Annotated in this window: 9 protein-coding genes and 4 tRNA genes; 5 read left to right on the top strand and 8 right to left on the bottom strand. The window is 44.2% G+C overall.

Annotated elements, in window-relative coordinates; translation table 11 throughout:
* Window positions 1-219: 219 nt before the first annotated feature.
* The 7 genes from ACVBIO_RS06855 to ACVBIO_RS06825 all read right to left on the bottom strand — a co-directional run bounded on the left by ACVBIO_RS06855 (window position 220) and on the right by ACVBIO_RS06825 (window position 9,170).
* Complete coding sequence (locus ACVBIO_RS06855; RefSeq protein WP_447162134.1) at window positions 220-1,575, bottom strand: sodium-dependent transporter; 1,356 nt, start codon at window positions 1,573-1,575, stop codon at window positions 220-222.
* A 327-nt stretch (window positions 1,576-1,902) separates the two neighbouring features.
* The gene (locus tag ACVBIO_RS06850) at window positions 1,903-2,379 is read right to left on the bottom strand and encodes an Lrp/AsnC family transcriptional regulator (protein ID WP_447162133.1); all 477 of its coding nucleotides are present in this window, start codon (window positions 2,377-2,379) and stop codon (window positions 1,903-1,905) included.
* Between the two features lie 173 nt (window positions 2,380-2,552).
* Window positions 2,553-3,338, bottom strand: a complete 786-nt coding sequence (locus ACVBIO_RS06845; RefSeq protein ID WP_447164571.1) for a phosphatase PAP2 family protein — start codon at window positions 3,336-3,338, stop codon at window positions 2,553-2,555.
* 551 nt (window positions 3,339-3,889) lie between these two features.
* Window positions 3,890-4,144: a ubiquinone biosynthesis accessory factor UbiK gene (gene ubiK, locus ACVBIO_RS06840; RefSeq protein WP_447162131.1), complete on the bottom strand. Its 255-nt coding sequence runs from the start codon at window positions 4,142-4,144 to the stop codon at window positions 3,890-3,892.
* A 161-nt stretch (window positions 4,145-4,305) separates the two neighbouring features.
* A complete protein-coding gene (locus tag ACVBIO_RS06835; RefSeq protein WP_447164570.1) occupies window positions 4,306-7,404 on the bottom strand; it encodes a multidrug efflux RND transporter permease subunit in 3,099 nt (1,032 codons plus the stop codon).
* Window positions 7,405-7,419: 15 nt separating this feature from the next.
* The gene (locus ACVBIO_RS06830; RefSeq protein WP_447172266.1) at window positions 7,420-8,538 is read right to left on the bottom strand and encodes an efflux RND transporter periplasmic adaptor subunit; all 1,119 of its coding nucleotides are present in this window, start codon (window positions 8,536-8,538) and stop codon (window positions 7,420-7,422) included.
* 14 nt (window positions 8,539-8,552) lie between these two features.
* Window positions 8,553-9,170, bottom strand: coding sequence for a TetR/AcrR family transcriptional regulator (locus ACVBIO_RS06825; protein WP_447172265.1), 618 nt, complete (start codon window positions 9,168-9,170; stop codon window positions 8,553-8,555).
* 208 nt (window positions 9,171-9,378) lie between these two features.
* On the opposite strand from ACVBIO_RS06825, the gene rep reads away from it, so the two are divergent.
* The gene (gene rep / locus ACVBIO_RS06820) at window positions 9,379-11,394 is read left to right on the top strand and encodes a DNA helicase Rep (RefSeq protein WP_447162127.1); all 2,016 of its coding nucleotides are present in this window, start codon (window positions 9,379-9,381) and stop codon (window positions 11,392-11,394) included.
* 69 nt (window positions 11,395-11,463) lie between these two features.
* Here rep and ACVBIO_RS06815 read toward each other — a convergent pair whose 3' ends face one another.
* The gene (locus ACVBIO_RS06815; RefSeq protein WP_447172264.1) at window positions 11,464-14,100 is read right to left on the bottom strand and encodes a diguanylate cyclase domain-containing protein; all 2,637 of its coding nucleotides are present in this window, start codon (window positions 14,098-14,100) and stop codon (window positions 11,464-11,466) included.
* Window positions 14,101-14,327: 227 nt separating this feature from the next.
* Between ACVBIO_RS06815 and ACVBIO_RS06810 the strand changes: the two genes are divergently transcribed.
* The 4 genes from ACVBIO_RS06810 (at window position 14,328) to ACVBIO_RS06795 (ending at window position 14,844) form a co-directional block, all read left to right on the top strand.
* Window positions 14,328-14,404, top strand: a tRNA-Arg gene (locus ACVBIO_RS06810).
* A gap of 39 nt (window positions 14,405-14,443) precedes the next feature.
* A tRNA-His gene (locus tag ACVBIO_RS06805) sits at window positions 14,444-14,519 on the top strand.
* Between the two features lie 113 nt (window positions 14,520-14,632).
* Window positions 14,633-14,709 (top strand) — tRNA-Pro (locus ACVBIO_RS06800).
* Window positions 14,710-14,767: 58 nt separating this feature from the next.
* Window positions 14,768-14,844, top strand: a tRNA-Pro gene (locus tag ACVBIO_RS06795).
* Window positions 14,845-15,329 lie beyond the last annotated feature (485 nt).

Here is a 15,329-nt window from a genome sequence, read left to right as displayed (position 1 = left end):
TTGCTTATCGTTATTTATTTTTTGCCTGTTTTACAGGGCTTTATAAAGACGGCAAACCAATTTGTACCAAGGTGCGACAAAGGGTCACAGGTGGGTGTGACTCACCTCACTATTTCAGGGCGGGGCGTACAAAAAAGGGGCGATTAACTCGCCCCTTGATATCAGTGATTATTACTGTTGAACTTAAGTTATCACTTGTATTTAAGCTTTCAATTGAGCTTAGCTAATCAGCTGCACAATGATCAGGATAATAAGCAACGGACAGATGTACTTAACATACCAAGGCCATACCTTCCAAAACAGGCTATTAGGATTGACGCCCTCTTGCTGGGCAATAGCGTTAATCAGTTGATTTCGATTCCATACCCAACCTAAGTAGATGGCGATACCAAGAGCAATTAATGGCTGAGCCCGTTCTGTGGTGAGGGTGATCATAAAGCTAAATAGTGTCTCAAAATTAAATACAACAACCAGAGATAACAGCGCAATGACACTCCCCACTATCAAGGTGGCTTTATCACGGCTTAAGTTGGTTTTTTCAACTAAGTAGCTGGTGGGCACCTCGACAATTGAGATGGCAGAGGTGAGTCCTGCAATCGTCATTAAAATAAAGAAGATAATGGCTAGCAGGTACTGGCTTAGGCCACCTATTGTGTCGAACAGGGCTGGCAGAACGGTAAACACTAAGGTGTCAGAGTTTAATAGGCTACCGTCTTTTGCAAAAATTTGTACGCCGTTATGCTGCGCCACGTACATCGCTGGGATCACCATTAGCGCCGCTAGAAAGGCCACAGAGGTATCGGTGAGTGTCACGTAGGCGGTTAGCTTTGCAAGATCTTCTTTTTGGCTTAAGTAAGCGCCATAAACCATCATAGCCGCTGTGCCTATGGTTAAAGAGAAGAAGGTTTGTCCTAGGGCACCAATCAATACATCGGCTTCGAACACGCGGGAGAAGTCGGGGATTAATAACACCTCTAAACCTTGCATCGCACCTGGCTGCATTAAGATATAAATCACCCCAGCGACTAAGATAAGCAATAGCATCGGCATGAGACGTTTTGACCAGCGTTCAATGCCTTTTTGTACACCTTGGCGGATCACTAAAATGACCATGGCAATAAAGATAAGCGTGAACACTATGTTGCGCGATAATGAAAAGTCCATCAACCATGCGGCGGCTTGAGTTTGGCCTGTTAATTCGGCAACGGGGGCGATAGCAAAGCTGACAAACCAGCCCGATAAAATGCTGTAGAAAGTGCAAATTAGAGTGGCGGTCATGATAGAGATAAAGCCGATTGCCTTACCTATTTTCTTACTCAGAGGGCGATTAGCTAAATTGGCCATGGCATCGGCGGGATTGGTTTGCCCATGTCGACCTATCATCAGTTCTGCCATTAGCATGGGGTAACCGAGTACTAAGATCAGAAATAGGTAAACAAGCAAGAAAGCTCCGCCGCCATGTGTTGCAGCTTGAGTGGGAAACCCCCAGATATTACCCACACCGACAGCAGATCCTGCCGCGGCCATGATAAAGCCAATCTTCGAGCTAAAATGCCCTTGTTTTACTGTACTCATTGGAGCTCTCTTTCTGATAGAAGAGCGCGCATACTAGTGCTTTAAAATGACACGTCAACGCTTTGAATTCTCGTTTTATTATAGTTTGTTGGTAGTTTATTTCTTATTGTTGAACTATTTTGACGTAATTTATTTATTTTTTGCTTTTTATTGATATCTGGTTGCGTGACGTCTGATTTATCTATCTCTGTGCGCAATAAAATCATGCTGCGATTAATTAGGAAAATGGGACTGAATGCACAGATTATAGTCGTAATGGCGAGGGCTTGGCGGCAGATGTTGCCGCCGATAACTAACGATAACTAGCGAGGTTAAACAAAAAGAGAGCTAAATAGGCAGTGGAATGCTGGTTTGGTTTTTCACTTGTTTCAACACGAAGCTTGAGCGTACACCAGCGATATGATCGTTGGAGGTCAGCTTATCGAGCAGGAAGACTTTAAATTGTTTCATATCGCTAACCAGCACTTTGATTTGATAGTCGGCATCGCTACCCGTGAGTAGACAGCACTCTTGTACTTCATCATAGCTACTTATTTTCTCTTCAAAGGCATCGAGAATATCGGTGGAGTGTTTTTCTAAGCGAATTTGAATATAGGCCGTAAGTGCGAGATCGAAGTGCTCGGCACTGAGCAAGGTGGCGTAACCTGCAATGTAGCCAGCCTCTTCTAGGGATCTTACCCTTCTTGAGCAAGGAGAAGGCGACAAGCCGACTTTTTCGGCCAGCTCCTGATTAGACAATTTGCCATGTTGCTGCATCAGTTTGAGAATGTTCAGGTCAATCTTGTCTAATTGCAGTTCAGCCATGGTTGGGTCTCATCAAAGTTTGGGTTAATCGTTTTGAGTTAATAGTTTGGGTTTATTCAAAGTATTATTTTGTTTGCTGGCAGAATACCGCAATTGAGATCAAGCGCAAGCGGGCAGGTTAATAAACCCTACAGCTCGGTAGGGTTTAACTCTGTCGATACTGATAGGTTTTGTTAAGCTGTTTTTAGGCGAGATCCAAGTCGATTATTTATTTTTGGCCATAGCGCTTGAGTTAAATAGATACTGCTAAAGGCGATGCTGCCACCTATGGCAGTTGAAGCGAGAACATCTTGGGGCCAGTGCATTCCCAGTAGCATACGGCTAAGTCCCATCGCAATCGCCCAACCAAATAATATCAACGGCAGTAAGGTTTGCCCTGCTACGAGTAGATAGAAGCTCACCGTTAATGCCAGTGTGACGGCAAAGAGTGTATGTCCAGAAGGGAAGGCATAGCCGACTTCATGTTGCCAATGGCGTTTGATTGAAGGGCTTAAGCTTAGATCTGGGCGGGCGACTTCTAACTGATGAATGGCAGTGCCAATTCGCTGTCTTTTATCGGCTTTAGATTGTTGATAAAAATCTTGGGTATTAAGCAGGTATTCTTGTTCTAGTAAGACGGCGTTGGGCCGAGCCTCGGCGAAGTAGGGCTTAAGAAAGTGGTTGAGGCTAAGCGTTGCAGCCATGCTAATGGACACCGCTAGCACCAGTTGCATAAATTGCTGATGGTTTAAGCTGCGATAGCAGGCAAGCAGAATAAGTATCCCAGTAATAATGCCATAGGGCGCAGTACCTGTACTGGTTAGCCAATATAGCGCTTGAGCCAAATTTGAGTTTAAGGCGATAGTCGGAAATAAGCTCGCCGCACTAAAGTAGATGGTAGCGGGAATGGCCAGTAACACAGCCCAAGCAGCCAAGAGCGCTTTGTTAGTGTGATGAGGCGGAAAAGAGGATTTGTTCAAAGCAGGGCCTCAAAACAGTATGTGAATGACTACCCGTCGATAATTAACGAGTAGATGATTAACAAGCAGATGGTTTGGGCAAGGTTACCTGCCAGTGCGCAGCTATACTAGAGCACTTGCATGAAGTGTAAATTAATCCTAATTCATATTAGCGATTCTTCAGTGAAAGTGAGCAGTGCTGACTTTCGAATGAAGGCTGATTGCATTCATTTTTTGGATTGGTGCTAGCTTTTGACAAAGCACTGCACTCACTACGGAAGGCTGTGCTTTGACGAAGAACACAGAGGAAAAGATGTAGAACTGGCTGTGGCTCTTCTCCGTGATCTCCGTGGTGAATAGCTTTTGTTTAATTGTGAGTTACCATACTAGCAGTACCTAAATACGCCCTAGTTGTGATTGTTTTACGGTTATGAAACGAGTGAGTACTCGCAGCGATATCTCTGATTACATGAGGAGTATTAATAAAAAGAGCATCTGAAGAGATGCCCTTTTTTATTATTGCTGATTTCGCCATTCGCTGTAAACGTGGCGTTAAATCAGTTTAGTTGTGGTTAGTCAGCTGAATTGAGTTTGGCTTCAAGTGCGTCAACTTGAGCTTGAAGTGCTTCAAGCTTTTCACGAGTTCTAATCAAAACGTGTTGCTGAACTTCAAATTCTTCACGTGATACTACGTCTAATTTTTGAAGTTGATTTTGCAAAACTTGCTTACTGCGTTCTTCAAATTCGCCAGCAAACTGCTTTAATCCACTAGGAAGATTCTCGCTCAATTGCTTTGCGACTTCTTCAATTTTCTTTGGGTTAATCATTGTCTGTATCCGCTCAAGTGCTTAATGCTTTATGGCAGTGATTGTACCTGAGGCAATTGATATTGCCAAAATATTCGCCGCTTTTGCTGAGGCGGCTAATTAGCATAAAAAAGCCTGCAATTAATACAGGCTCTTTAAGATTAATATCTAGCGCTTAGATGTTAAGCATGTGCTTTAGTCTGGTCAGTATTATTCAACTCTTCATCAAATACCGGTAGAGGTTGATGCCTCTCTGCGATATAGGTGTAAATAACCGGCAGTACAAACAGGGTAAATACAGTGCCAATAGCTAACCCTGACACAATCACTAGACCGATATTAAAGCGAGCTGCAGCGCCTGCACCCGATGCAAATAGGAGCGGAATTAGACCCGCTATCATCGCGGCAGTCGTCATTAGGATGGGACGAAGACGAATAGTTGCCGCATGCTTAATGGCATCGAGTTTATTCAAGCCATTATGTAGCTGTTCCTCTTTTGCAACCTCACACATCAAAATACCGTGCTTAGTGATAAGACCGACTAAGGTGATAAGACCCACCTGAGTGTAGATGTTCATCGACGATAAGCCGAAAACATGGGTCCAACCTAAAGCGACCAAGGCACCACTAATGGCGAGCGGTACAGAGACTAAGATCACCAGTGGATCCCTAAGGCTCTCAAATTGACTCGCTAGTACTAAGAAGATAATGGCCAATGCCAAACCGAAGGTGGCATAAAGTGCTGTGCCTTCGGTGACATATTGACGCGCTTCACCGAGGAAGTCATAGCTATACCCCTTAGGAAGATCGTTATCACCGATATTCTGTAAGAAAGCGATAGCATCACCAATTGCAACGCCAGGTGCTGCTACGCCCCCGATAGTAACCGCATTCATCTGGTTAAAGTGTGGCAGTGAACGTGGCTCTGACACGATTTCTATATCGACTAAGCTAGATAGCGGAATAGAGCGACCATCGGCTGCGGTTAAGTAATAACCGGCCAGCGCTTCAGGGTTGGCACGTAGTTTACGTTCAACTTGCGGGATCACCTCATACGAGCGACCGTCTAAGTTGATACGGTTAACGTAGCCATCACTCATCATGGTGGTTAATGTTAGGCCAATATCTTTCATGGTAATACCGTAAGCACCAGCCACATCGCGTTTGATGTGGATTTTCATCGAGCCAGAATCAAATTTAAGGTTGATTACTGAATAGACGAAAAGTGGACTTTTTTGCACCTGTTCAAGCACGCCAGAACCAATCTGGAATAAGTTCTCAAATGACGAGGAACTGGTGATCACAAATTGAATCGGCAGTCCGCTGGATGCACCAGGAAGCTCAGGCATCTGGAAGGTAGTTACCGCCATGCCGGGAACATTCTTCACCTCTTTGCCGAAGAGTTCCTGCATCTGCTTCTGGCTTTTATCTCGCTCACTCCAAGGCACAAGAGGTGCAATACCAAAGGCTTGGTTGGCACTTGGTACACCGACGAATGCAAGCGATGCCGCAGATTCTGGCTGCGCACTAATCATGTCGGTGACGATTTTCATATTTGCTTGGATATAATCAAGATTGGCACTCGATGGTGCGGTGCCCATCATCATCACCACACTTTTATCTTCACTGGGAGCCAGTTCTGATGGAATAAAGCTAAACATGACAGGTAGTGAAGCAAATACGATAACAGCAAAGGCGATGACGACCGGGCGCTTATTAAGTACAGCGGTAAGCATACGATTGTAGCGGCTGGTTAAGCCTTCTAAAAAGTGCTCAACGCTACTCTCAAAACGGTTAGGTGTTGAGTGAGGCTTAAGAATTTTAGAGCACATCATCGGTGACAGCGTCAGCGCGACGATCCCCGAGATAAATACCGCGCCAGCTAGTGTTAACGCAAATTCTTTAAACAGCGAGCCTGTCACTCCGCCCATTAAGGCAATAGGCGCATAAACTGCGGCTAGGGTAATGGTCATTGAGATAACGGGAACTGCAATCTCCCTAGTACCAATAATTGCAGCTCTAAAAGGCGGTTCGCCAAGCTTGATATGACGGTCGACGTTTTCAACCACCACAATAGCGTCATCGACCACCAAACCGATGGCGAGCACCATCGCGAGTAGTGTCATTAAGTTAAGGGTAAAGCCAAACATCTGCATGATGATGGCGACACCGATTAAAGACAGTGGAATGGTTACAATTGGAATAATAACCGCTCTGAATGAACCCAAAAACAGCGTGATAACCACGATAACAATAAGTGCAGCTTCAGCAATGGTTTTAATCACCTCGTTAATCGATTCATCAATAGCCAGTGATGAATCATAAAGAATACGTGCCTTAATCGAAATAGGTAGGCTGCGTTCGATTTGAGGCATCATTGCTCGTGCATCGGCAGCCACGATTAATGGGTTGGCTGTTGGGGTAACGTCAAGGCCGACTACAACGGCTTCTTGACCATCGGCTAATGCGCGGTACACATCGTGACTCTTTTCTAGATTAATATCCGCGATATCACCTAGGCGGATCACCATGCCGTTATTGCTACCAATAACCAGCTTTTTTAACTCATCAACGGTAGCAACCTGAGTGTCAGCGGTGCCGTTGAGTAAGGTGAAGGTATTATTGGTTTGGCCAACAGCAGACTGGTAATTATTTGCCTGCAAGACGTTCATGACATCAGTTGATGATAGGTTAAAACCTCCCATCCGCGCTGGATCTAACCATATACGCATAGCGTATTTTATGCCGCCATATAGGTTAACTTTAGCCACCCCATCGATAGTGAATAACTCAGGTTTAACGACACGTTCTAGGTAGTCGGTTATCTGGCTTGAGTTAATCTGCTCACTATAAAAAGAGATGTAAAGCGCTGAGGTTTGCGCACCAGTAGACATCTCTACTGTTGGGTCTTCGGCTTCTTTTGGCAGCTGAGAACGTACCGAATTTACCTTAGCCAGAATATCCGCCAAAGCCCCATTGGGGTCGGTATTGAGCTTCATGTAGACAGAAATTTTTGAGCTTCCTAAAAAACTGTCTGATGTCATGAAATCAACGTTGTCAGCCTGAGCTAATGCTTGTTCTAACGGTTGAGTAATAAAACCTTGGATCAAATTAGAGTCGGCACCATAGTAGCTGGTGGTTACCGTCACAACGGTATTGGTCATTTCTGGATATTCACGTATCTGCATGCTTTTAAGGGCATAGGATCCCAGCAGTAATATCAGAAAACTAATTGAGGCCGCCAATACTGGCCTACGTATAAATATATCTGTAAAGCGCATCGCTAGATCCTCCGCTTACAGCATTGGCAATGTGGCTGGAGGGGTGAGTGCATCATCCTCAGTCACTTTGACTTTACTATTGTTACTTAAGCGGACTTGACCAGAGGTAACAATAACGTCGCCAGGTTTTATTGTTCCACTGACTAATGCATTGACATCGTTACGCTCAAGCACTTTGACGCTGACTTGCTTAACGCGTTTTACTTGTTCGCCATTTTCAGTGACCTCTTCAATCACGTAAACTGAATCACCGTAAAGGGTGAAGCTAATTGCCGTTTGCGGCAGTACTACTTGCTGAGTAAGTTCTGGCAGCTGTATGTCGACTTTTGCGAACATACCACTACGTAGTTTGCGGTCAGAGTTAGGGATTTGAGCTTGTACCTGAACTAAGCCACTTTGATAGAAGACTGCGGGCTCAATGGCTGTGATAATGCCTTCAAATATCTCGGTAGGGTATGCATCCACATAGACGTGTACTTTTTGGCCGGTCTCAATGCGAGATAGCTGGGTTTGTGGAATGGTGAAGCGCAGCTTCATGGTGCTGATATCTTCAAGACGGACGATATCGGTATCCGTTTGTAGATATTCACCTAGATTGACGTTGCGAATACCGACTAAGCCCGTAAAAGGAGCTTGGATCTCTCGTCGATCTATTGTGGCACTTAAGCTTTCAATGTCGGCCATTAAGGCTAAGTACTTAGACTGGCTATTATCAAGATCTTGTTTAGAGACTGAGTTCTGTTTGTAGAGTTTACTCAGGCGCTTAAAGTCAGCTTCTGCTGCTGGTAGTTGAACCTGTTTGCTCTTAAGATTAGCTTTTTCTACCTTAGAATCTAGCTCGATAAGCATTTGGCCGACTTCAACTTTACTACCATTTTCAAAGCGGATAGCAGACACCACACCAGAGACTTGGTTAGCAATGGTCACACCTTGATTAGGCTCGACAAATCCAATGGCGTTGATTGTTGGTTGCCATTTACTTTGTTTGACATCCACTGCGGTAACTGGGGCCACCGCTTCAGGCATATTAGCGATGGCATTGGCGATTTTTCCTTTTATAAAAAGATTAAAACCAATGACTGAACCGAAGGCCAGTACTGCGATGATAATCATCACTAGGCTCCATTTTTTCATGTCCTGAAACTCCTTTAGATTGTCGCTGTAGTTGTATTTGGGATGAGTATGGCTCGCCAGCATAAATCGCAAGCGAAAGTAATATCTTGAGGTTGGTAATCAATAAGGCCGCGTCTGCAAGTTCGTGCCATGGTCATCGCGGGTTCCATCGCGAGTGCGTAAAGCATGCGTGGGTGTAATGGTTGGATTAGCCCTTGGGCTTTTCCCTGTTCAAATAGTTGCTGCAGTGGTGCGAAAAGCTGCATCTCTAACTGGCGGATCTCTTGGGTATTGATCATCGGAAGATTGGCATATTGCTCGTAGCTTAAATTGGCTGGAGAGGGCTGTTTTCCGTAGTTGTACATTTTCATCCAGATCCGTTTGAATCTTTGCTCAATCGTACCTATGTGATGGTCTTCCAATATGGCACTAGCAACTTGTGATAGCACATCTTTTCTGAGTTCAAGGATAAGCTGGTCTTTATCTTTGAAGTAGCGATAGATAGTGCCTGCTGCTACGCCAGCTTCGGTGGCCACCAATTGCATGGATAAGCCTTGAATACCACCTGCTGCAATAATTTTTTCTGCTGCGCGAAGAATGAGATCGTATTTATTGTGCATGGTATTGCCTAAAATGAATGAACGTTCATTCATTGGTGTAATCTTCATCCAAAAACTTGGCAATAGAGCAGTGTTAAGTACTTTGTCTTTTATGTGATTAAGCTCATAAGTACATTAATGAAAAACAGAGTGACTAATAAACACAGTCGAGATATTGTCGATAACTTTTCCGATCCCTGAAGCCTTTCTGCTATTATTGCTGTTTTACAGCCTTCCTTAATATCTTGGTTATAACGCACCCATGAAGCTCAATCCCGGACAAAATGATGCCGTTCACTATGTTAGTGGCCCTTGCTTAGTTCTTGCAGGTGCTGGCAGTGGCAAAACCAGAGTAATTATTAATAAAATTGCTTACCTGGTGGAAAAGTGTGGCTACAAAGCACGCAATATTGCTGCCGTTACCTTTACTAATAAAGCGGCGCGCGAGATGAAAGAGCGTGTGTCGCAGTCTATGGGGCGCAAAGAGGCGCGTGGATTATGGATCTCGACCTTCCACACATTGGGGCTTGAGATTATCAAGCGCGAACATAAAGTCGTGGGCTTAAAGCCTGGCTTTTCACTGTTTGATGACCAAGATACCTTTGCACTGCTAAAAGAGCTGACTCAAGATGAGTTAGACGAAGATAAAGATCTGCTTAAGTTATTAGCCAGTACCATTTCTAATTGGAAAGGTGATCTTGTTATTCCTGAGCAAGCTCGAAAAATAGCTAAAGACGAGCAACAGCAACTTTTTGCCTTGTTGTATCAACGTTATGCTCAGCATATGAAGGCCTATAACGCGCTTGATTTTGATGATTTGATCTTATTACCTACTTTACTGCTTAGGCAAAATGAAGAGGTTAGAACCCGCTGGCAAACCCGTATTCAATACATGCTGGTGGACGAATACCAAGACACCAACACCAGTCAGTATGAGATGGTGAAGTTATTGGTCGGTGAGCGTGCGCGGTTTACTGTGGTAGGTGACGATGATCAATCTATCTACTCGTGGCGTGGTGCTAAGCCGCAAAACTTGGTGCTCTTGGGTAAAGACTTTCCAAGATTAAAGCTGATTAAACTAGAGCAGAATTATCGCTCTAGCCAACGAATTTTGCGCGCCGCCAACATCTTGATCGCTAATAACCCTCACGTTTACGACAAGGCTTTATTCAGTGAGTTAGCCTATGGTGAGCCCATTAGGGTATTGATAGCTGCCAATGAAGAGCAAGAAGCGGAGCGAGTCATAGCCGAAATGATCCGTCATAAGTTCGTTGGGCGAACAAGCTTTGGCGATTATGCGATTTTGTATCGTGGTAACCATCAGTCACGTTTACTTGAACGTGCACTGATGACCAACCGTATTCCGTATAAGTTAAGTGGTGGTACTTCTTTCTTTGGTCGTGCTGAAATTAAAGACATCATGGCTTACTTACGTTTAATCGTGAATCCTGATGACGATAATGCGTTTTTGCGTATTGTTAACCTCCCTAAGCGAGGGATTGGCCCAGCAACACTTGAGCGTTTAGGTAACTTTGCCAATAAGAAGCAGATCTCAATGTTTGCTGCGATCTTTGAGGCGGATTTAAACCATGAGTTACCGCCTGCAGCCATGTCAAGCTTGTATCAATTTGGCCGTTTTGTGGTTGAAACGGGTGACTGCGCCGAGCGTGGCGACCCTGTTGAGGCTGTTAAGCAGTTAATCCGTAAGATTAACTACGAAGATTACCTGTACGAGACCAGCACGAGTGCTAAAGCGGCTGAAATGCGGATGAAGAACATTTCAGAACTGTATCGTTGGGTGACAGAAATGCTCGAAGGTGATGAACTGGATGAAGGCATGACGCTACCTGAGGTGGTCACTCGTCTGACATTGCGTGACATGATGGAGCGTAATAGTGAGGATGAGGGGGGCGATCAAGTACAGTTAATGACACTGCATGCCTCTAAAGGTTTGGAGTTCCCTTATGTGTTTATGGTGGGCGCAGAAGAGCGGATTTTACCGCATCAAAGTAGTATCGATGAAGATAACGTTGAGGAAGAGAGGCGTTTAGCTTACGTGGGTATTACGCGCGCACAAAAAGAGCTGTGGTTTGTGATCTGCCGTGAGCGACGCCAGTTTGGTGAAACGATTCGCTGCGAACCGAGCCGCTTCTTGATGGAACTGCCTCAAGATGATTTGATTTGGGAAAATCGCAAACCGGCACAAACGGTAGAGCAGCGTCAGCAGTCAGGCAAAACCAACATCGCCAATATTAGGGATATGTTTAAAAACAAGTAACTGAACGATTACACTTTGGCTATTACAACTTGCTAATCAATCACTGCGCGCATGGGCACTATACTAGTGCTATGCGCACACTTTAGCTTGATTGATTGTTATAGTGTTTTTAGCCAACTCAATGACCTGACCTAATGCGACACCTTGCCCTTTGGTAAAGCCGATATCTTGTAATATTTGGCACTGCTGTAGGGTATTGACTCCAACCGCGAACACATCCAGCTCTAGCGCTTGCGCGGCATAAAAATAAGCCGTAATTAACTTAATATGCTGGCTGCTCTCTAAGTGGGCTGTATAGCTAGGGTCAAGCTTTAACGCTTTTATTGGTAGGAAGGTGAGGCTGCTAATGGCGCTATGGGCGCTACCGTAAGCTTCTATCCCCAAGTTAATATCAAGTTTAGCCAGACTCTCGAAGGCACTAATATGATTATTGGTATTTTGAACAAAGGCCTTTTCGTTAAAAAACAGGGTGATTTTTTTGCTATTGAAGCGGCACTGTTTGAGCTTGTTTTTAAGTGCCCTTAGTGCGTGTTTATGGTTTAGATGTTGGCTTGATATAGGGAGTTGCAGTTGAAACTCATCACCATAGGTTTGCTCCATCATTTCTGCACTTTGATTCACTTGTGCTAGCAGGTAATTATCGAGTTCAATGACCATATTGCAATGCTCTGCAATATTATGCAGCTGAGCCTGCTTTACCTTGCCTAAGCTTGGGTGATGCCAGAAGAGTCTTGGCTCAAACGCAATATGTTGCTTAGCATCTAACGCCATAATGGGCAGATAGCTTAATTGCAGCTGCTTATTATTGATCGCACTTTTCAGTTCGTTTTCGAGTTTAATATCTTTGATTAGCTGCTTATCTGCACCGTGATTGAATATGGCGTAGCAGTTTTTCCCCTGAGATTTTGCCTGATACATCGCGGTATCGGCATCACGCAATATCGATTCACTGGTGTCGGAACGGCTTTGTCCACTCATGGCTAAGCCGATGCTGGCACTTGAGTTGAATTGTTGATTGGCAAGCTGATATGGGCGAGAGAGTTCAGCAAGCACTCTTTCTGCGACATCTTTAGCATCTTCCTGGCCATTGATGGTATCGAGTAAGATCACAAATTCATCTCCACCTAAGCGGGCCAACATATCGTTGGTACGGATACACAGGTTCAGGCGCTTGGCGGTTTCAATTAAAAAGCGGTCGCCTTCAAGATGCCCTAATGTATCGTTTAGCAGCTTAAACCTGTCCATATCGATAAATAACACGGCAAACTTCTCTAGGCTGTGCCTACGTATATGTTTTATTGCTTGGGTTAAGCGCTCCATAAACATGGAACGATTGGGTAAACCAGTTAAGTTGTCATGTTTTGCATCATGAACGAGCTGGCGCTCAATGCGTTTTCGCTGACTAATCTCTTTTTCAAGATAGCTATTAGCACTGGCTAGCGCTTGTGTTCGCAGATTGATCTTGTCTTCGAGTTGTTCGTAGCTGAGCTTGAGTGATTCAGCCGAATGCTTCTTCTCTATTGCTGTCGCAATATGCTGGGAAACGAAGGTGAGTAGCTCTAGATCTTTCTCTTGGTAATGTTGGTTATAGTTATAGCTGTAAATTGTCAGCGCACCACTCACCTTGCCGTGGATAAATAGCGGTACACCAATCCACTGGTTGATCTCTTGGGTATCATTGAGTTCAGGTGCTTCGCTGTATAGCTCTCCGGTCTTTATAAGCGCTTTGATATCCTCTCTATCGAGTAACCTAGGCTTGTGATTCAGTAAGATATACTCAGTTAAGCCATCGCTTAACTTACGGGGCTTTGGTTCGGGGATTTCAAACTGAGAGACGAAATACGGGAACGTTAACTCATCGCATTGCTCGTTTAGCAATGAGATAAAACAGTTGTTCACTGGTAATAAGTGGCTAATGACGCGATGAATTTCGCTGTAGAATTCTTGACTGTCGATATTGGAATTAGCGAGATCAGCGATTTCAAATAGTGATTTTTGTAATCGTTCTGCACGGCGGCGCTCATACACTTCTTGTTTAAGTTTGTTATAAGCAATGCTCAACTCTTGGGTGCGAGTATCAATCGCGAGCTCTAACTGCTCTTGATTTTCTAAACGCTGAATCACACCCGAGATATGATGGCTAATGAAATTCATGAGCTCTATTTCTATTTCGCTATAGATGATATTTGGGCTGTAACTCTGTACCACCAATACACCTATGGTGCTTTCGGCACTTTTAATCGGGGTGCCAATCCATTGGTGACAATCACTACCACGAGCAGTGATCTGCTTTGATTCAATCAAATGCTGGAAGGTCTCATCATTACAGATCAATGGCTGCTGAGTCTTGAGTACATAGCCAGTTAACCCACTGTATAAGGTATCGGAGAGGTCTTCTTCTGGGTAGCAATCATTTGGATGGTGATCTTTTTCATCTAGAAAGAATGGTACTTCGATCTTTGATGTTTTCGAATTTAGGGTTGCGATGAAAAAATTATCAGCAGGGATCAGTTTATTGATCGACTGATGTAGCGCCGAATAGAACTCTGCAGGTGTGGTTACACTCGCCGCAAAGTTGGAGAGCTCCAGTAGAGCATTTTGAGTAATTTCAGCTCGTTTGTATTTTAGCGCTAAGGCTTTCAAACGAGTAATCCTTTTATGTAACCTCAGTGTGCTTTTAGACTGAGATAAATCTTCCCTAAACATGCTTTTCCGCCAATCACTATTTTTTAAATTTGGTTAGGATTTGGACTAATGCATATTGATAACATGAAATAAGCTCATATCCAAGTCATTATTTTGACGCTTTTTGGTATAAAACCGAGCGAATGACTCAAATCTTGAGCGAACGGACATTAAATACATAAAATAAGCAAAACAAGTGTAGACGGCAGGGCGTTTAAAACCTATTATATGCCCCGCTAACAAGGCAGGCACCCATAGCTCAGCTGGATAGAGCGCACCCCTCCGGAGGGTGAGGCCGAGGGTTCGAATCCTTCTGGGTGCACCAGAATGGAAACGGCAGTTTTGTTAGTAGGAAATATCAGTGGTGATTGTAGCTCAGTTGGTAGAGTCCCGGATTGTGATTCCGGTTGTCGTGGGTTCGAACCCCATCAGTCACCCCATTTTCCTAACGTTTTAAAGTTGTAAAGACTCGGTGATTAGCGCAACTTGGTAGTGTATCAGGATTGTGATAAGAAGCGGACCAGAGGGTGACCCTCTTTAAACATCTAAGACTCGGTGATTAGCGCAGCCCGGTAGCGCATCTGGTTTGGGACCAGAGGGTCAGAGGTTCGAATCCTCTATCACCGACCATATATATAAATAGCGAGTTTACTCGATATTTAGCAAGTTAAGTAAGATAAAAGATTTTCGGTGATTAGCGCAGCCCGGTAGCGCATCTGGTTTGGGACCAGAGGGTCAGAGGTTCGAATCCTCTATCACCGACCACTTTTCGAAAAGCCTCTTGAGAAATCAAGAGGCTTTTTTCGTTTATGGTTTGAAAGAGAGTTCGAATCCTCACTCTTTCGTTCATGCGACCACTTTTACATGAAGCCTCTCGAGAAATCGAGAGGCTTTTTTGTATTAGTAATATATGGCTGTGGATTCGAATCCTCTCTTTTTATGAAACCATAGCCGACCACTTTTCGAAAAGCCTCTTGAGAAATCAAGAGGCTTTTTTCGTTTATGGTTTGAAAGAGAGTTCGAATCCTCACGCTTTCGTTCATGCGACTACTTTTACATGAAGCCTCTCGAGAAATCGAGAGGCTTTTTTGTTTTTAAAAGGTCCTAGGAAAAGCTGAGAAAGGTACTAGATCCTAGGAAACCTAAAGCTAAGACGAACGCTTCGCTGACGGATAATACCAATCTAAGTAAAAATATGATCTAATTGCATTCATCGTATTCTCTTCATTTGTGGTTATGGATAACTTTAA

Source organism: Shewanella sp. 0m-8, assembly GCF_052977265.1.
This window is presented reverse-complemented; position numbering and strand designations above follow the sequence as displayed.